Annotated in this window: 14 protein-coding genes; 7 read left to right on the top strand and 7 right to left on the bottom strand. The window is 63.6% G+C overall.

Annotated features, from left to right (window positions below):
• Positions 1–442: 442 nt before the first annotated feature.
• The 3 genes from KVT37_RS01685 to KVT37_RS01695 are packed head-to-tail and all read right to left on the bottom strand — an operon-like array spanning position 443 to position 4,117.
• Positions 443–1,822 carry an aspartate aminotransferase family protein gene (locus KVT37_RS01685; RefSeq protein ID WP_217569000.1) on the bottom strand — a complete coding sequence of 460 codons (1,380 nt, stop codon included), beginning with the start codon at positions 1,820–1,822 and terminating at the stop codon, positions 443–445.
• Between the two features lie 51 nt (positions 1,823–1,873).
• Positions 1,874–1,996 (bottom strand): hypothetical protein, encoded by a 123-nt coding sequence (locus KVT37_RS01690; RefSeq protein WP_041003987.1) that lies wholly within the window; start codon positions 1,994–1,996, stop codon positions 1,874–1,876.
• Between the two features lie 45 nt (positions 1,997–2,041).
• Positions 2,042–4,117: a prolyl oligopeptidase family protein gene (locus KVT37_RS01695; protein WP_217569002.1), complete on the bottom strand. Its 2,076-nt coding sequence runs from the start codon at positions 4,115–4,117 to the stop codon at positions 2,042–2,044.
• Positions 4,118–4,234: 117 nt separating this feature from the next.
• On the opposite strand from KVT37_RS01695, the gene KVT37_RS01700 reads away from it, so the two are divergent.
• Positions 4,235–4,771 carry a hypothetical protein gene (locus KVT37_RS01700; RefSeq protein ID WP_217569004.1) on the top strand — a complete coding sequence of 179 codons (537 nt, stop codon included), beginning with the start codon at positions 4,235–4,237 and terminating at the stop codon, positions 4,769–4,771.
• A gap of 14 nt (positions 4,772–4,785) precedes the next feature.
• Here KVT37_RS01700 and KVT37_RS01705 read toward each other — a convergent pair whose 3' ends face one another.
• Complete coding sequence (locus tag KVT37_RS01705) at positions 4,786–5,946, bottom strand: MFS transporter (protein WP_217569006.1); 1,161 nt, start codon at positions 5,944–5,946, stop codon at positions 4,786–4,788.
• 164 nt (positions 5,947–6,110) lie between these two features.
• Complete coding sequence (locus KVT37_RS01710) at positions 6,111–6,803, bottom strand: helix-turn-helix transcriptional regulator (protein ID WP_254633743.1); 693 nt, start codon at positions 6,801–6,803, stop codon at positions 6,111–6,113.
• Positions 6,804–6,975: 172 nt separating this feature from the next.
• On the opposite strand from KVT37_RS01710, the gene KVT37_RS01715 reads away from it, so the two are divergent.
• The 6 genes from KVT37_RS01715 to KVT37_RS01740 all read left to right on the top strand — a co-directional run bounded on the left by KVT37_RS01715 (position 6,976) and on the right by KVT37_RS01740 (position 15,882).
• Positions 6,976–8,031 (top strand): hypothetical protein, encoded by a 1,056-nt coding sequence (locus tag KVT37_RS01715; RefSeq protein WP_217569010.1) that lies wholly within the window; start codon positions 6,976–6,978, stop codon positions 8,029–8,031.
• A gap of 122 nt (positions 8,032–8,153) precedes the next feature.
• Positions 8,154–9,731: a trimethylamine methyltransferase family protein gene (locus KVT37_RS01720; RefSeq protein WP_217569012.1), complete on the top strand. Its 1,578-nt coding sequence runs from the start codon at positions 8,154–8,156 to the stop codon at positions 9,729–9,731.
• Positions 9,732–9,869: 138 nt separating this feature from the next.
• Complete coding sequence (locus tag KVT37_RS01725) at positions 9,870–10,355, top strand: endonuclease domain-containing protein (RefSeq protein ID WP_217569014.1); 486 nt, start codon at positions 9,870–9,872, stop codon at positions 10,353–10,355.
• Positions 10,352–12,934: an FAD-dependent oxidoreductase gene (locus KVT37_RS01730; RefSeq protein ID WP_217569016.1), complete on the top strand. Its 2,583-nt coding sequence runs from the start codon at positions 10,352–10,354 to the stop codon at positions 12,932–12,934. Before KVT37_RS01725 ends, KVT37_RS01730 begins: the two co-directional genes overlap by 4 nt.
• A gap of 31 nt (positions 12,935–12,965) precedes the next feature.
• Positions 12,966–14,528, top strand: coding sequence for a glycosyltransferase family 39 protein (locus KVT37_RS01735; RefSeq protein ID WP_217569018.1), 1,563 nt, complete (start codon positions 12,966–12,968; stop codon positions 14,526–14,528).
• A 52-nt stretch (positions 14,529–14,580) separates the two neighbouring features.
• Complete coding sequence (locus KVT37_RS01740) at positions 14,581–15,882, top strand: Xaa-Pro peptidase family protein (RefSeq protein WP_217569877.1); 1,302 nt, start codon at positions 14,581–14,583, stop codon at positions 15,880–15,882.
• On the opposite strand, the gene KVT37_RS01745 is transcribed toward KVT37_RS01740, so the two are convergent.
• Positions 15,850–16,689: a phosphate/phosphite/phosphonate ABC transporter substrate-binding protein gene (locus KVT37_RS01745; protein WP_217569020.1), complete on the bottom strand. Its 840-nt coding sequence runs from the start codon at positions 16,687–16,689 to the stop codon at positions 15,850–15,852. The two genes, KVT37_RS01740 and KVT37_RS01745, sit on opposite strands and share 33 nt — an antisense overlap.
• Positions 16,690–16,766: 77 nt before the next feature.
• Positions 16,767–17,768: a fatty acid desaturase gene (locus tag KVT37_RS01750; RefSeq protein WP_217569021.1), complete on the bottom strand. Its 1,002-nt coding sequence runs from the start codon at positions 17,766–17,768 to the stop codon at positions 16,767–16,769.
• Between the last annotated feature and the right edge of the window lie 80 nt (positions 17,769–17,848).

Below are 17,848 nucleotides of genomic sequence, written 5' to 3' on the forward strand. Positions count from 1 at the left end.
TCCCACTTGGAACCCGCCCCGTCGCTTCGATCATGCCTTCGCCGGCAAGCTGACCATCAAGCGTTTGCCTCAGCGGGAAGTCGAAGCAACCTGTCGTGCGCTTTTCGTGAAACATAAAATCCGAGTAGGGTCCGTCACCGCCTGGCGCGGGTGTTCGCTTCCTGTGTCGAAACGCTCATGCATAATTATCGTCGTGAACAAGACGTTCATGCGCGCAACGCCAAACGCGGTTATCCGACACGAAGTCGGCCACTGCAACGGTTGGCCGGCAAGCCATCCGAGCTAATTCAGGACGGTCGGGTGAAATACCGGTCCTCGGATGCGGTTACGTTTCTGCTGGCCGGGCAGCCGGTTTTCCAAAGCGATTTGGCTTATGTCTTGCTCGACAATCGTAGGAAGTTGAGCCGGGCGCCCCATGCCAACAGGCGCCCGGCCCTTTGTCTTAGCGCTTGCGCAAATCCGCATCCGCCAGATCGAGCGCCTTGGCGATGCGCTCGCAAGCCATGTCGATCGTGTCGCGCGTCCAGATCAGCGGCGGCGAAAGAATCATCGTGTCGCCGGTGGCGCGCAGCATCATGCCGTTCGCGATCGCATGGTCGCGCACCACGACCGCGGCGCTTCCGGACGGCAGATAGCGCTCCTTGGTCGCCTTGTCCTTGACGATCTCGATCGCGCCCATCAGGCCGATCGAGCGCACCTCGCCGACCAACCTGTGGCCGGCGATCCGCTCCTGCAGCGCCTGCGCGAAATAGGGTCCGGTGTCGTTCTTGACGCGCTCGACCAGCCCTTCCTTTTCGATGATCTCGAGGTTCTTGAGCGCCACCGCGCAAGCCACCGGATGACCGGAATAGGTGTAGCCGTGATAGAACTCGCCGCCCTTCTCGACCAGCGTCCTGGCGACACGATCCCCGACCAGCAGCGCCGATAGCGGCTGGTAACCCGAGGTCAGCGCCTTGGCCGTGGTGATGGTGTCGGGCTCGATCCCGAAGGTCTGTGCCGCGAACCATTCGCCGGTGCGGCCATAGCCGGTGATGACCTCGTCCAGCATCAACAGCACATCGTATTTGCGGCAGATGCGCTCGACTTCCGGCCAGTAGCTCATCGGCGGAATCTTCACGCCGCCGGCGCCCATCACCGGCTCGCCGATGAAGGCGGCAATCTTGTCGGCGCCGGCTTCGAGGATCGCGTCCTCGACCGCCTTGGCCGCGCGGATGCCGAAATCATGGTCGCTCTCGCCGGGAAGCGCCAGCTCATAGGCATAAGGCATCATCACATGGACGATGTTGGGCACGGCGCCGCCGAGCTGCTTGTGCATCGGCTCCATGCCGCCGAGCGACGTGCCGGCGATGGTCGAGCCGTGATAGGCCGACTTGCGCGAGATGACGCGGTTCTTCTCGGGCTTGCCTTCGAGCGCCCAATAGTGGCGCACCAGCCTGAGCGCCGTGTCGTTGGCCTCCGACCCGGACGAGCCGTAAAAAACCTGGCTGACATGCTTGGGTGCCAGCTCGGCGAGCTTCTTCGACAACAGCACCGGCGTCGGCGTCGAGCATTTGAAGAAGGAGTTGTAGTAGGGCAGCTCCTTCATCTGCGCATAGGCGGCCTCGGCCAGCTCGTCGCGACCATAACCGACATTGACGCACCAAAGGCCCGCCATGCCGTCGAGGATTTCGGTGCCGTCGGCATCGTAGATGAACGGGCCATTGGCATGGGTGATGATGCGGGAGCCTGTCTCGCGCAGCTCCTTGTGGTCGGTGAAGGGATGAAGGTGATGCGCGGCGTCGATCTGCTGAAGCTGCTTCAGCGAATAATTCTGATAGGTCATGGATTTGATCTTTCCTCTTGAATCAATCCGGCAACGGCCGGGGGCGGATTCTTAGAGGAAGGCAGGCGGCGAATAGCCGATGCGGGCGCACAGCCGCAACAGCTCGGCGCGAAGGGTCCGCGGTGACGGCGTCACCGCGACCCCGAAGGCGCCTGAAGTGCTGAAACGGATCATGGCGGCAGCTTATGCCGCCTGAGGCCTAAAATTCAAGCCATCCAGTCAGGCAGTCTTTCCGAGTGCCCGCTGCAGGAACATATAGCGCATCGCCGTCTGCGCCGCTTGCGGCCGGCGGTCGCCGCGCCCGCCATGGCCGCCTTCGGTCTCCTCGAAGAACAGCGTCCGGCCATGCCCTGCCTCCTGCAGCCGCGCCGCCATCTTGCGGGCATGACCAGGATGGACACGGTCATCGGCGGTCGACGTCATCAACAGCACCGGCGGATAGGCAACACTCGCCGCGACATGCTGATAGGGCGAGTAGGCGCCGAGCCAGGCGGCTTCCTCCGGCTTCGAGGGATCGCCATATTCGGCGATCCACGAGGCGCCGGGCGGCAGTTCGGTGTAGCGCAGCATGTCGAGCAGCGGCACGTCGATGATGACGGCGCCGAACAGTTCCGGCCGCTGCGTCAGCGACACGCCGGTGAGCAGGCCGCCATTCGAGCCGCCCTGGATGCCGAGCTGAGCCGTCGTGGTGATGCCGCGCCTGACCACATCCTCGGCCACCGCCGCGAAATCGTCGAAGGCGATCTGGCGCTTGCCCTTGAGCGCCGCCTGGTGCCAGGCTGGGCCGAATTCGCCGCCGCCGCGGATGTTGGCCTGCACATAGGCGTTGCCCTTGTCCAGCCAAAGCTTGCCACGAATGCCGGCATAGCCGGGCAGCAGCGGCACTTCGAAGCCGCCATAGCCGTAGAGCAGCGCCGGCACTGGTCCTTTCTGGCCGCGCCGCCGCACCACGAAATACGGGATCATCGTGCCGTCCTTCGAGCGCGCCTCGAACTGCTCCGAAACATAGGGCGAGGCATCGAAGCGGGCCGGCTGCGACTTCACGGTTTTAAGCGTCTCGCCATCGTCGTCCGACCAGATGATCGAGCTCGGCGTCAGGAAATCGGTGAAGGAGAAGGACACGCTCGAGCCGAAATGCTCGACGTGACTGATGCCGACATTGCCGTTGTCGGGCAGCGCGATCCGTTTCAGCGACCAGCCGTCGGCGGTGCGGTCGCAGGCGATGACCTTGCCGCGCACATTGTCCATCAGGTTGATGAACAGCCGGTCTTGCGTCCTGGCAAGCCCGGCGATCGACACGCGATGCGCCGGCTCGAGCACGGTTTGGAATGGGCCAAATTCGCCGGTCGCGATCCAACGATCGAAATCGAAGGAGTAAAGCCCGTCGGGCAGGCAGCGCGTGCCGCCGGGCGTCGTCCATGGGCTGCGCACGCCGAAGATCATCTGTCCCTTGAAGACCGCCGTGTCGGTGGCGTCGTCCGGCAGCGGAATGCGTCTGTTTTCGTCTGAATCCAGCCGCAGGAAGCTATGAGAGGTGAAGAAGTCGATGGTCTTGCCGAGCAGCACATGCCGCTTGTCGCCGTCATACTCGACGCCGCCGCCGACCGCGAGGTCGTGCTTTTCGCCCTCGAAGATCGGCGTCGCATCCTCGAGCTTCGTGCCGCGCCGCCAGAGTTTTATGACGCGCGGATAGCCGGACTGCGTCTTGTCTTCTTCCTCGAAAGCCGCCGAGACGAGAACCGTGTCCTTGTCCAGCCAGGAAAAGCCCGACTTCGAGGCGCGCGCGGAAAACCCGCCCTCGACAAAGGACCTCGTCGCAATGTCGAATTCGCGCATCTCGCTGGCGTCGCCTCCGTCGGGCGACATGGAAAGCAGGCAACGGTCGAAATCCGGATAGAGCCGGCTTGCCCCGCCGAACACCCACTTCACGCCCTCTTTCGCCGAGAGCTGGTCGAAGTCGATGATCGTTTCCCAATCCGGTCTGTCGGTCTTGTAGGAAGCGACCGTGGTGCGCCGCCACAGGCCCAGCGCGTTGGTCTTGTCCTGCCAGAAATTATGGACGTAGCCGGCTAGTGCGGCCCCGACCGGCATGTTGTCCTCGGCCGTCATCAGGTCGAGCGCGGTGTCGAACGCCGCCTGATAGGAAGGATCGCCCTGCAGTTCGGCGACCGTCAGCGCATTTTGGCGGTGAACCCAGTCGAGCGATTGTTTGCTGTTGCGATCCTCCAGCCAGAGGAAGGGATCTTCGGTGCTATCGGCCGAAGCGGGCTGCATTTGTGCGGTCGATTGGGTCATGCGGTCTCCGAATTTCGTCATGCTCGGTGCCACAAACATCGGCACGGCGCTACCGACATTCAATTGCAGCCGGTAAAAAGGAGCACTTCGAAATCGCTATGGCCGGGCGGGGAAATTATGCAGCGTCTCTATATCGCAACGGAGAAGTTTGATCCGTCCCACGGCAGCGGGTGGGAGGAATACGTCGAGTGGTCGGGCCTAGCCCAATTGACCGAAGTTGTCACGATTGATGGGATTCTTTGTCCAACGGCGCTTGGCGACATAAAGGACAGCTACTGGCCTCATATTGTAAATGAGGACTATATGCTGGATTTCTTCGTGGACCTGGATTTCTTGCTTTCGGAATTGGGCGATGCGCACGACCTCAACGTCCTTGGCGTGATCCGAAGGCCATTGGCCGATGTGCGTTCGCTCGCGTGGGGCGGGTTCGCGTTCCTTGGCTACGATCTCATGGACAAGGTTGTCGGCAACAGCGCGTTGAGCAATTGCGGCGGCTTTCCCGATGTCTTCGCGAACTCGGAACTCTCCAACGTCGGGCTGTTGGACGACTTCGATCGCGCGGTCGAAATTCGCGATCTGCTGCACAGAACATATCCGGAAGAGCGACACGCCGACTGCGATCTTTGGGCAATCTTCCGACGGCAAGGCGGCTGAGGATTCCGACCGCCCTATAACACTCGTTTTCGCACAACCGTCGCCGCCGCCAGCGCCGTGCAGATCGCACCGAGCGTGACCGGCAGGCCGGCGGCGCCGACGACGTCCATCACGCCGCCAGTCAGCGGCGGCACGATGATGCCGCCGAGACCCCACATCAGCGAGAAGGCGGCGTTGCCGGCAACCAGCGCCGAGCCTGTAAAACGTTCGCCGAGTTCGATGATCGACATCGTGTAGATGCCATAGGAAACGGCACCCCAGACAAAGACGCAGGTCCAGATCAGCGGGGTATCGATCAGAACAGGCAACAGCGCGCAGCCCAAAATCGTCACGGCTACGCAGCCAAAGCGGACCAGGCGCGCCGTGAGCTTTTCGGCGAGCAGGCCGAGCGGCACCTGCATGGCGATGTTGCCGGCGATCATCACCGACAGCAGCGCCGACATGCGCGCCTCGGGAATATCGTGATGCGTTCCATAGACCGGCAGCAGCGCCAGGATCGCCTGCTCGAACCCTGCCGCGACGACCACCGCCGACATCAGCAGCCAGGCCATCGGTATGAAGCCCAGCACCGAAACCTTGTTCTCGGCCTCGTCGACCTTCGGCAGCCGCTTCACCACCACGGCTAGGCAGCCGCCGCAGAAGAGGAAAGCCAAGATGCCGACCAGGAAAGGCGGCCAGCCCTCGGTGCCGACCGCAAGCAGGCACAGCGGCCCGGCCGCGAAGCCGGCCGAAATGATGGTGGAATAGATGCCCATGACGCGGCCGCGCCGTGCCGGCGGCGCCAGCGCGATCACCCAGATTTCGCTGAGCACATAAAGCGGATTGGTCACCACGCCGATCAGGAAGCGCAGCGGGAACCACAGATAGAGATTTTGCGTCCAGCCGACCAGCGCCAGCACCAGCGCCGAGAGCGCCGCGCAAGTGAGCGCGGTGCGCCCTGCCCCGAACCGGCGCGCCAATCCCGGGATCAGCGGCGAGGACAGGATGAAGCCGACCGGGGTCATCGCCGCCGACAGCCCGATCATGGCCGGCGAAACGCCTTGCCGCTGCAGGATGAAGCTCAGCAGCGGATAGGAAAGCCCTTGCGCGATGGCGAACACCGACACGGTCGCGATCACGCCGGTGATCGCGGCCCACTCTACGCTCTCGCTGCTCTTCGAATCCGCCAGAGCCATCGTTTCCTGCTCCAATCGCTTGGAGGCTTAGCCGTTGCGGCCGATTGCCGTAAGGCCCACCGCCGGCGAAAGCGGATGCTCCAGCCAAACCCTGTCAGGAGCCCCGGCGCTGCAGCGAACGATACAAGGCGAACGCCACCAGCAGGCTGCGGCGCTTCACCCGATCATGTCAGCAATTTCGCGTATCCGGCGTCGACGATCATGCTGAGATGCCTCTGACAATCCTGATATTCGGCATCGCCTTGCTGAATGCGCCCCAATTTCGGATTGCCGATGCCAGGCCATGGCAGCAGCGCGATCGGCGTTGCAACAGGAGTGAGATTGCTGCCTGCGCCGACGGCCAGCGTCGCGAGCAATCCATAGATTTCGCCGCCGATATGCGGGCGATTGAGGATGGCCACCCGCATCTGCCCCTGGTCGTTGGTGTAGAGATAGATTTGCCCGGATTTGCTGGGTATCGAGACCACGCCCTTTTGCGAAAACGGCGCGTCCAGGCGGTCCATTTCGCGGAACGCCAGACACCCCTGGCCCTCATCCCAGTAAATCTGCGTACGGTAGGCATAGATGGTGTCCGCGACCTCAAAGGAAGGCCGCAGCGTCAGGTAATCTCCTTCGAGCCAAGCAACGCCGGCTTTGGCATATCCGCCCAGATCCGGGCTCGACGACGAGAGCTTGGGAGCCTTGTCGCGCAGCGAAACGCCCAAGGCGGCTTCCAGCCGCACGACACTCGCGGTGGTGAAGGGACGGCTTCCGTTCAGGGCCTTTTCAAGCGTCGAAATGCTGATTTTGGCTGACTCCGCCAGCGTCTGACGAGACATGCGACGGCGGGCCAATTCTTCCCGAACGCGCTCCGCCATCGCTGTGTTCTGGTTCTCGGACGGTTCGATATCTGGCCTCATCTCGCACCGGACAAATCCGCACAACCGCATACATCGCGCGGCTGCCGGTGCCAATCAAGGCCAAACAAGACGCTGGCCTCGTGGACACCGCGAAACGCATTGTTCGCGCTCGAACGAGAGCCGGGATCCGATGAAAACTTCCATCCTCTACAGGCAGTTGGCCATCGCCTGGACCTGTGTACTTTTCACAGCCAAAGCAGCGCTCGCATGGCCGCTGATGACTGGCGACATACAGCGATCCGAGTGCCGCGAGGCTCTGGCCATGGCCTCGGTGCTATTCAAGTCGGACGCGTTCAGCATGATGGCGCCACTGTCGGCAGCGGCCGACGTTGCGTCTCGGTTGGTGCTCGGCCTCGACCAGGATAAAATCTTGGGAGGAGACGACGTTCAGAACGCCGATTCTCAGGTTTTCGAAAAGATACCTTACAAGGGTGATCCCAACACGCTGCGCAACCTGTATTGGCAGGTCACGCCGCAGAACGGCAAGCGCCTGCTTGTGACCGAGCAGCAGGTAGGCTGGCGTGGCGATCGCTACACTTATTACCTGGCCGACGGCTCTCTTCCCGCCGATACCTTTCTGGTCGATCCCGACGACCCGGAAATCAGCGCCCAGCATCCCATCATCAGTGGCGTATGGTGGCCTCTGCAGATTTTGCAGGGCCCGGTCTCGAACCGGATATGGGCAATCGACCAAAACGACGAAACAGGCTGGGACGTATACGTCTTGGACGAAGCCGGGATGTCCGCGCGTTGCCGCATCGCCTTCATGGCGAATGTGAGCCGGGCTGTCCTGCTGCTGCCAAAGCCGGTACAACGCTTCGCGACCTTGCTGGCCGAGGCGCTGGGGTCCGGAACAAATGAGGGCACATTGCAGCCAACCGCGCGCATAGCGCATCTGGCCGAACAAGCCTGGACCAACGCCGTCATGCGTCCATGGGCATTGAAACGCGAGCCCTACAACTCACGCGCAGAAGTTGACGACGGTCTTAGAAAATGGGCGGTGCGCGGCCCCCGATATCGCAGCGCCTACCGCGCGCTCCGCGGGCAATACCCCCGCGCGGTTGCGTCACTGGCATCGTACTATCGCTCGACCTTCCACATGTCGCCGCGTGCCGCGCGGGCGACGGCAATGCATTCCATCGACTACGTGTACCGCAGCTACTTCGTCTTCCATCATGAGCCTTGAGGCTGGCGCACCCTCCCCTCCGTCATGTCGCTTCCCTCGCCCTAGTGGTCGCCGCCTCCTCACCGGCTGCATGGCCGCCGGTCCATTATGCCGGCCAAATACGGACCCTGACGAGGCATTTCATGACCGCTGCCCTCCATCCCGCCGAACCGGCCCTGGCAACCGATCGCGCCCGCCGTGGCGGCCGCGCGGGAAAACGCGCCGGCGGCTCGGCCGCTTTCGAGCAGCCCGCCTTCCGGCAGCTGAAGAACCCGCTGACGCCGACCAAGCTGGTCTCCGACGACGAACTGGAATCGATCCACCTCGCATCGCTGCGCGTGCTGAAGGAAATCGGCGTCGACGTCCTGCATGATGAAGCCCGCCGCATCATGAAGACGCATGGCGCGGATGTGCGCGAAGGCTCGGAGCGCGTGCGCTTCGACAGCGACATGATCCTCGATCTCGTCTCGCACTGCCCGTCGGAATTCACGCTGCATGCCCGCAACCCCGCGCACAATCTTCGTTTCGGCGGCAACAACGTCATCCTGTCGATGATGGCCTCGGCGCCCAACTGCTCCGACCTCGACCGCGGCCGCCGGCCCGGTAACCAGGCCGATTACCGCAACTTCCTGCGCCTGGCGCAGATGCACAATATCCTCAACTGCACCGGCGGCTATCCGGTCGAGCCGATCGACATCCATCCCTCGGTCCGCCACCTCGAATGCATCCGCGACCTCGCCATGCTGACCGACAAGGTCTTCCACATCTATTCGCTCGGCAAGGAGCGCAACGTCGACGGCATCGAGATCACCCGCATCGCCCGCGGCATCAGCCGCGAACAGCTGATGCAGGAGCCTTCGGTCTTCACCATCATCAACACCAATTCGCCGCTCAAGCTCGACGTGCCGATGATGGAAGGCATCATCCAGATGTCGAGCATGGGCCAGGTCGTCATCGTCACGCCGTTCACGCTCTCCGGCGCCATGGCGCCCGTCACCGTCGCCGGTGCGCTGGTGCAGCAGAACGCCGAGGCGCTTTCCGGCATCGCCTTTGCGCAGATGGTGAAGAAGGGCGCCCCGGTCGGCTATGGCGGCTTCACCTCCAACGTCGACATGAAATCCGGCGCGCCGGCTTTCGGCACGCCCGAATACATGAAGGCGCAGCTCGTCGGCGGCCAGCTCGCCCGCCGCTACAACATCCCTTATCGCACCTCCAACACCTGCGCCGCCAACACGGTCGACGCGCAGGCCGCCTATGAAAGCGTCTTCTCGCTGTGGGGCGCGATCCAGGGCGGCGGCAATCTGATGATGCACGGCGCCGGCTGGCTGGAAGGCGGCCTGCGCTGCTCCTACGAAAAGACCATCCTCGACATCGACCTGCTGCAGATGGTGGCCGAGTACCTGACCCCGCTCGACCTGTCGGAGGACGCGCTCGGCTTCGACGCCATCCAGTCGGTCGGTCCGGGCGGCCATTTCTTCGGCACCCCGCACACGCAGGCGCGCTACAAGACTGCCTTCTACTCGCCGATCGTCTCCGACTGGCGCAATTTCGAGACCTGGACGGAAGCCGGCTCGCCGACGGCGATGGAACGCACCAACAAGGTCTGGAAGGAACGCCTTGCGTCCTATGAGGAGCCCTACATGGACCCCGCCATCCGCGAGGAACTCAACGATTTCGTCGAGAAGCGCCGCGCCGAAGGCGGCGCGCCGACGGATTTCTGATCTTCTGGGTTGAGGATGAGCAGTCGACCCCCATTCCGTCGAGCTTCGCTCGACACCTCTCCCCCGATCGACGGGGGAGAGGAAAGGCGCGCGGCGATTCCAGCTGGCGCCCTTCCTCTCCCTCCGGAGGGGGGAGAGGTGGCGCCGCGAAGCGGCGACGGAGTGGGGGAAGGCGCTGCTCAAACGCGAAGCCGCCGCAAACAGGGCACCACCCAGCGGGCAAGAAACCTGCGCCAGGCCGGCAATCAAGCGGAAGCATTACTGTGGCTTGAACCTAAGAGCCGCAAGCTCGGCGGTTACCGATTCACACGCCAGTTTTCCATCGGCCCCTTTTTTGCTGATTTCGCATGCCGCGAGCGTTGGCTTGTCGTCGAAATCGATGGGTCCCAACACGCCGACAGCTCATATGACCGGCACCGCGACGATTTCATGCAGGCTCAGGGCTATTCCATCCTGCGTGTTTGGAACCATGATGTCCTGAAGCAACGCACTCCCGTCTGTGAAACCATCCTTGCCGCGCTTGACGGCAGGCTGGCCGAAGACATCGTCGCCTCCGATCTGCGCTTCGTATTCACACCCCGATCATCCGATACAGTATTTTCAAAAACGGACCCATCTGTATGAAATCTCACGTTAAAGCGGTTGTCATCGGCGGCGGCGTCGTCGGCTGCTCGGTGCTCTATCACCTCGCCAAGGCCGGCTGGACCGACATCATGCTGATCGAGCGGTCGGAGCTCACCTCCGGCTCGTCCTGGCATGCGGCCGGCGGCTTCCACACGCTGAACGGCGACCCGAACGTTGCCAAGCTGCAGGCCTACACGGTCCAGCTCTACAAGGAGATCGAGGAGATTTCCGGCCAGTCCTGCTCGCTGCACCTCACCGGCGGCGTGATGATGGCCGATACGCCCGAGCGCATGGACTTCCTGCGGCTGGCGCACGCCAAGGGCCGCTACCTTGGCATGGACACCGAGCTGATCACGCCTTCGGAAGCCAAGGCAATGTTCCCCTTGATGGACGAGAAGAACTTCGTCGGCGCCATGTGGGATCCGGTCGAAGGCCATCTCGATCCGTCCGGCACCACCATCGCCTATTCCAAGGCGGCGAAAAAGCTCGGCGCAGAGATCGTGCTGCGCAACCGCGTCGTCGACCTGACGCAGCAGCCGGACGGCACCTGGAACGTCGTCACCGAACAGGGCACGGTCCATTCCGAGCATGTCGTCAATTGCGGCGGCCTGTGGGCGCGCGAGATCGGCCGCATGGTCGGCGTCGAGCTGCCGGTGCTGGCGATGGAGCACATGTATCTCTTGACCGAGCCGATGCCGGAGGTCGAGGAATTCAACAAGTCGACCGGCCGCGAGATGATCGGCGTCCTCGACTTCAAGGGCGAGATCTACACCCGCCAGGAGCGCAACGGCATCCTGCTCGGTACCTATGAGAAGGCCTGCAAGCCGTGGTCGCCGGTCAACACGCCGTGGGATTTCGGCCATGAGCTTTTGCAGCCCGACATCGACCGCATCGCGCCGTCGCTTGAGATCGGCTTCAAGCATTTTCCGGGCATCGAGAAGGCCGGCATCAAGCAGATCATCAACGGCCCCTTCACCTTCGCGCTCGACGGCAATCCGCTGGTCGGCCCGGTGCAGGGCCTGACCAATTTCTGGTGCGCCTGCGCCGTCATGGCCGGCTTCAGCCAGGGCGGCGGCGTCGGCCTGGCGCTGTCGAACTGGATGGTGCATGGCGATCCGGGCTTCGACGTCTGGGGCATGGACGTCGCCCGCTTCGGCGAATGGGCGAGCCTGCGCTACACCAACGCCAAGGTGCGCGAAAACTATTCGCGCCGCTTCTCCATCCGCTTCCCGAACGAGGAACTGCCGGCCGCGCGTCCGGCGCAGACCACGCCGCTCTACGACACCATGGTCGCCAACAACGCCGTCATGGGCGATAGCTGGGGCCTGGAGACCCCGCTCTGGTTCGCGCCGAAGGGCAAGGAGCCCAAGGACATCGTCTCCTTCCACCGCTCCAACGATTTCGGCCCGATCGGCGAGGAGGTGCGTGCGACGCGCGAGCATGTCGGCGTCACCGAGATCGCCAACTTCGCCAAATACGAAGTCTCCGGGCCCGGCGCCGAGGATTTCCTCAACCGGCTGATGACCAACCGCATGCCCAAGGTCGGCCGCATCGTGCTGACCCCGATGGTCAACGAATTCGGCAAGCTGATCGGCGACTTCACCATCGCCAAGTCGGGTGAGGACCGCTTCATGATCTGGGGCTCGTCGGCCGCGCAGAAATACCATATGCGCTGGTTCGAGAAGCACCTGCCGAAGGACGGCCCAAGGGCGTCAGAGGTGCGCATCCACCGCTTCGACCAGACGCTTGTGGGTCTGTCGATCGCCGGACCGAAATCGCGAGACCTGCTGCAGAAGCTGGTCGATGTCGACGTCTCGACCAAGGCCTTCCGCTTCATGGATTTCCGCCAGATGGCGGTCGGCGGCGCGCCCTGCATGGTCAATCGCATCACCTATACCGGCGACCTCGGCTACGAGATCTGGATGGCCCCGGCCTATCAGCGTCTGGTCTATAAGGCGATCAAGGACGCCGGCGCGGAATTCGGCATTGTCGACTTCGGCATGCGCGCGCTGCTGTCGATGCGTCTCGAAAAGAACTTCCCGACCTGGTTCCGCGAGCTGCGGCCGATCTACGGGCCGTTCGAAGGCTCGATGGACCGCTTCATCAAGCTCGAGAAGAACGACTTCATCGGCCGCGAGGCCTCGGCCAAGGAACACGCCGAAGGGCCGAAGCTGCGCCGCGTCTCCTTCATCGTCGACGCGGCCGATGCCGATGTGATGGGCGACGAGCCGATCTGGGCCAAGGTCAGCAAGGATTACGGCACGGTCGAGAAGCCGCACGGCTATGGCGCACCCCGCTTCGACACATCGGGCAAGGAAGTGCGTGGCTCCAAGGCTGCCGAAGGCGCATCGGCCGTGCGCGGCATCGTCGACGGCGAATGGCGCGTGGTCGGCTGGGTGACGTCTGGCGGCTATGCGCATTACGTCCAGAAGTCGATGGCGCAAGGCTACGTGCCAGCCGCCCTCGCCGAGGACGAAAGCGCCGGCCTATTCGAGATCGAGATCCTCGGCCACCGCCGCCCGGCCCGCATCAATGTCGAGCCGCCCTTCGACCCGAGCGGCGAGAAGATGCGGACCTGACGCGCCCTGTCGTTGGATTGCGCCGGTTGCTATGGCATGGTCGAGCCTGCTACCGGCGCATCAGCATGAGAAGACGATCCCCTTGCGGCAGTTAGAGAAATGGACCGACTGGCTCTGCGATGAACGGGTCGGTCCCTTCAGCGCCGCGGTTACGTTTACCCTGCTCTACTGCCTCACCCAGATCCTGGTGATGGCGCTGCTGTCCCACGTCGCGGGCACCGGCGTCGGCGTCGACGATTCCGAGCAGTTGATGGAAATGCGGTTCCTGGCCGCCGGCTACGGCAGCTCGCAGCCGCCTCTATACACCTGGCTCGCCATGCTCGCGGCCTCGCTGGTCGGAACCAGCGTTCTTGCCCTCAAGATCGTCAAATACGGCCTGCTGGCTGCGGGGCTGATCGCGTATTTCACGGCCATACGCCGCTTCGGCTATTCGAACCGCGCCGCTGCCGCCGGCATGTTCGGGCTGCTTCTGTTCCCGCAGATCTTCTGGGAAATGCAGCATGCCCTCACCCACTCCATCGCCATATTCTGCTTCACCTCGGTGCTGCTTCTGGCGCTGGTCGAGGTCGAGAAGCGCCGGTCGGCCATCGCCTATGCGCTGTTCGGCCTGGCGACGGCGGCGGCGATGCTGTCGAAGTACAACATCGTCATCTTCCTTGCCGCGCTGTTCCTGGCGGCTCTGTCGCTTCGCGAAACGCGGGAGTCGATCTTCGACCGCCGCTTCCTGATCAGCGTGGCCGTGGCGATCCTCGCCTGCCTCCCGACACTTCACTGGAACCTCGCGCACCCGGATGACTTCCTGGCGCACAGCGGTGGCTTCGGCGCCGGCCAAGGCGACAACCTCGTGGAGACGGCGGCGCTCGCCCTGCGGGGGCTTGGCAACGCGATGCTCAATTTCGCGGGTCTGCCGATCGCTATCGTTGCCGTCGCGTTTTTCCTGGTCGCACGGAAAACCGTGACGACCCCACAGCCGATGCGCTGGCCCGAAAAGCTGCTGTGGCGCACGATTGCCCTTGCCTTGGCTGTTACGCTGGTGGTGGTTCTGGCCGGCGGCATCACGCAGTTTCGCGATCGCTGGGTGCTGCCCATATTCGTCCTTTTGCCCGCCGCCCTTGCCATGCGTTTTGACGCCATCGGCCAAAGGGGCGCAAAAGCGCAAGCAACCATCGTCTTCGTCGGCGCGGTCCTCGCCATCCTTGTGCTGCCGGTAAGCTGGTACATGCACGTGAACGGCGGCGACAGCCGCGGCGGCATTGTGCGCATGGACTACCGGTCGCTTTACGACCAGATCAAAGCCGATGGTCCGGTCAAGACCGTGGTCTCGAGCTGGTTCTGGGTCGGCAATCTGCGCCTCGTCGATGCCGACCTCATCGTGCTCGATGACGAGATACCGGACTTCGCCCGCCTCATCCGCGAACCGGCGGTGCTTGTGCTCGCCGATGACAGGGAACCGCCCTCGGATGTTTTCGTGGAGTTGGCGAAGGCCGGCTACGCGATGGACACCGTCCATCGCCGTGTCGAGGTGCCGCAGGCGCTCGGCTTCCCGCCGCGCCAGGTCATCGTCACCAGGCTGCACAAGATGGCCGGGCAGTAAGTTTCAGGGGGAACGATTGGATACGCAACGCTTCGGCCGCCACCGCAAGATCATGCCCTTCGAACCCGGCTCGGTCGAAGCGCTTCGCGAAGCCTCGCGTGAGAAGGCGGCCTCGCTCAACCAGCATGTGCTGGGTTATGGCGCGACAGCGGAGGCCGAATGGGCGGCGGCCGGCATTGCGGCGCCCAACCTGCCCGCCATGCGCAAATACCGGCTGGAGCGCATCCGCGCCGAGCTGAAGCGCCGCGACTATGCGGGCGCCCTGCTCTACGACCCGGTCAACATCCGCTATGCGACGGACTCGACCAACATGCAGCTCTGGGTCGCGCACAATCCGACCCGCCACTGCTTCGTCGCCACCGAGGGGCCGGTGGTGCTGTTCGACTATTTTTCCTGCGAGCACCTGTCCGACCATTCGGGCGTCGTCGACGAAGTGAGGCCGGCAGTATCGTGGATGTATCTCTACAGCGGCGAGTTGACCGATGCGAAGGTCCGCCGCTGGGGAGCCGGCATTGCCGAGCTCATGGCCGAGTTCGGCGGCAATCGCCGCATCGCTGTCGACCACATCAATCCCGAAGGCGTCGAAGAGCTCGCCCGCCGCGGCATTTCCGTCGGCAATGGCGAGGCGGTGATGGAAAAAGCCCGGCTCATCAAATCGCCGGACGAGATCCTTGCCATGCGCCGTTCGATCGTCGCCTGCGAGGCGGCGATGGGCGAGATGGAAGCGGCGCTGAAACCCGGCATCTCCGAGAACGAGCTATGGGCGGAACTGCATCGCGGCAACATCGCGCGCGGCGGCGAATGGATCGAAACGCGGCTGCTGTCGTCGGGGCCGCGAACCAACCCCTGGTTCCAGGAATGCTCCTCGCGCGTCATCGAGAACGGCGACCTCGTCGCCTTCGACACCGACCTGATCGGTCCATACGGCTTCTGCGCCGACCTTTCGCGCACCTGGCTTTGCGGCGACAGGCAACCCTCGAACGAGCAGCGTGATCTCTTCCGCATCGCCGCCGACCAGATCGCCCACAACATTGATCTGATGCGGCCGGGCATCTCCTTCCGCGACCTCGTCGAGCGCTCGGCGGTGCCGCCGGGCGACTGCTTCCCGACCCGCTACGGCGTGCTCTACCATGGCGTCGGCCTGGCCGACGAATATCCGACGCTGCCGCACGCAAGCGATTGGACCGCCGACACGCCGGACGGCGAGCTCGAACCCGGCATGGTGCTTTGCGTCGAGAGCTACATCGGCAGGCTGGGCGGGCGCGAAGGCGTCAAGATCGAGGAGCAGATCCTGGTCACCGGGACCGGCAACGAGAAGCTTTCATCCTATCCGCTGGATGCGCGACTGCGCTGAGGCACCGCCTTCGACCGCCGCGACGGCCTCGCGCATCGCGGCAACGACCGAGGCCGGGGTGGTCCTCGCGGTGATATAGGGCAGGCCCTTGCGCCGCGCCGTCCATCCGACGATTTTGACGTCCCGCGCGGCCGGTTCGAAGCGCTGCGCCAGCGCCCAACTCTGGCAGTCGATGGCCGCGATATCGGCCCTGCCCTCGGCGATGGCGACGATCGACGACCGGTGGCCGCCGCTTTCGCTGCGCGAGGCGAAGATATCCAGGCTTTCGCCCATCGCTTCCAGGTCGCGCGTCAGCCCGAGCAAGCCGGACATCGAATCCGGATTGTTGAAGGTGAAGCGCTTGCCGCGCAGAAGATCGATCGGGATGGCGGCCTTGCCGTCCCGCGGCGAGGCTACCGAGGATCCGCCATCCGCGGCCATCACCAGCGCGCTGGAATAGAGTTCGCCCTGCCCGCCCTCGAACGCATCGTAATTCGGCTGGGCAATCACCTGCACATGCCGCGCAAGGCCGAGCTCCATCGGCCCCCAGCAGGTCTGCCCGAAGAGCAGCGCCGGGCTCAGCCAGAGCTGGTGAAAATCCAGCTCGTCCGGGGGCAAAGTCGCCGGGTCGGGCGCGATCAGCTCGCCGGCGGCGTCGAGGATGCCGCCGGGCACCTCCGGCAGCTCGCGATTGCTGCGCACCACCGCCTCCGGCGCATCGATGCCCCTTTGCCGGATGGCGTCGCCGAGAAGCGCCCATTGCGCGTCGACCTCGCCACGCGCTTCGGGCCAGTCATACATCGGCAGGGCCGCAACGAACTTGCTCATGTCGAATAGCTTTCAAAGGCAGGCGATCCTCGGCGCCTGCGTTCCGCCGCGAAAAAAGCGGTCGCGGAAAGTCGAGATTACTCTTTCGGCGGCTCGGCCGGAACCGGCGCCGTGCCAAGCCCGCTGACATTGCGCGCCCGGACACGGGGCTTGAAAGCGCGGCCGGGTTCAGGCGAGCGCCTCAGCACCGGATGGACGATCGGTTCCTTGGCCTTGAAGGCATGGGCCTTCAGCATGGCGAAATAGTTCGGATAGGCGTAGCCATTGTTCATCCGCAGCCATTCCTCGCGACGATCGCGAAACAGCTTCGGCAGCTTGTACCAGGCAATGGTCGGGCTCTTGTGATGAACGAAATGCAGATTGTTGTTGAGGAACAGGAAGGAGAGCGGCGAGCGCTCGACGATCACCGTGCGCCCTTCCGGATGTTCCGACCACTGATGCTCGGCATAGGTGCGGACCGAGATCAGCGACTGGCCGAGCCAGACCGGCACGAGGATATAGAGCCAGAGCGGAATGCCGAAGCCGAGCGTCACGATCGGCACCACCACGGCGAGGCCGATGGCGTGCAGCAGCCAGGCCTTGCGGATCGCCTTGTCGCCGGCGGCGATATGCTTGGCATCGTCGATAAAGAAGCCGACCGAGGACAGCCACGGGCCGAGGATGAAGCGGCCGACCATGGTGTTGTTGATCTTGAGCAGGACCTTCATTGCCGGCGGCAGTTCCTCATGCATCCAGAGCGCCTGGTAATAGCTTTCCGGATCGTCGAGCGGATCGGTCAGACGCTCGTCGGCATGATGGCGAAGGTGGATCGTCTTGAAGCGGCGGAACGGCCAGACCATGCCGATCGGCAGGAAGACGAAGGCTTCGTTGATCCTGGCGTTGCGGGTCGGATGACCATGCAGCACCTCATGCATCAGCGAGGATTGCAGCGCCGCGATCAAGGCGAGAAGGATGAGGGCGAGAAGCGGGCAGGAAGGCCAGAGCAGGAAGCCGATGGCGAGCCAGGCACCGTAGCAGAAGAGTGTGAGAAAGACTGTCGGCCATTCGACCGCTGGTGTGCTGCTACGTCTCTTGTTCATGCCGGTATTCATGCTTGCCATGCTATCGACCACTGCCTTTCAGTCGCCGGAACCCCCTCGATTCCTGACAGCATTGTGTC

The organism is Mesorhizobium sp. GbtcB19, assembly GCF_019091085.1.
Classification (GTDB): domain Bacteria; phylum Pseudomonadota; class Alphaproteobacteria; order Rhizobiales; family Rhizobiaceae; genus Mesorhizobium.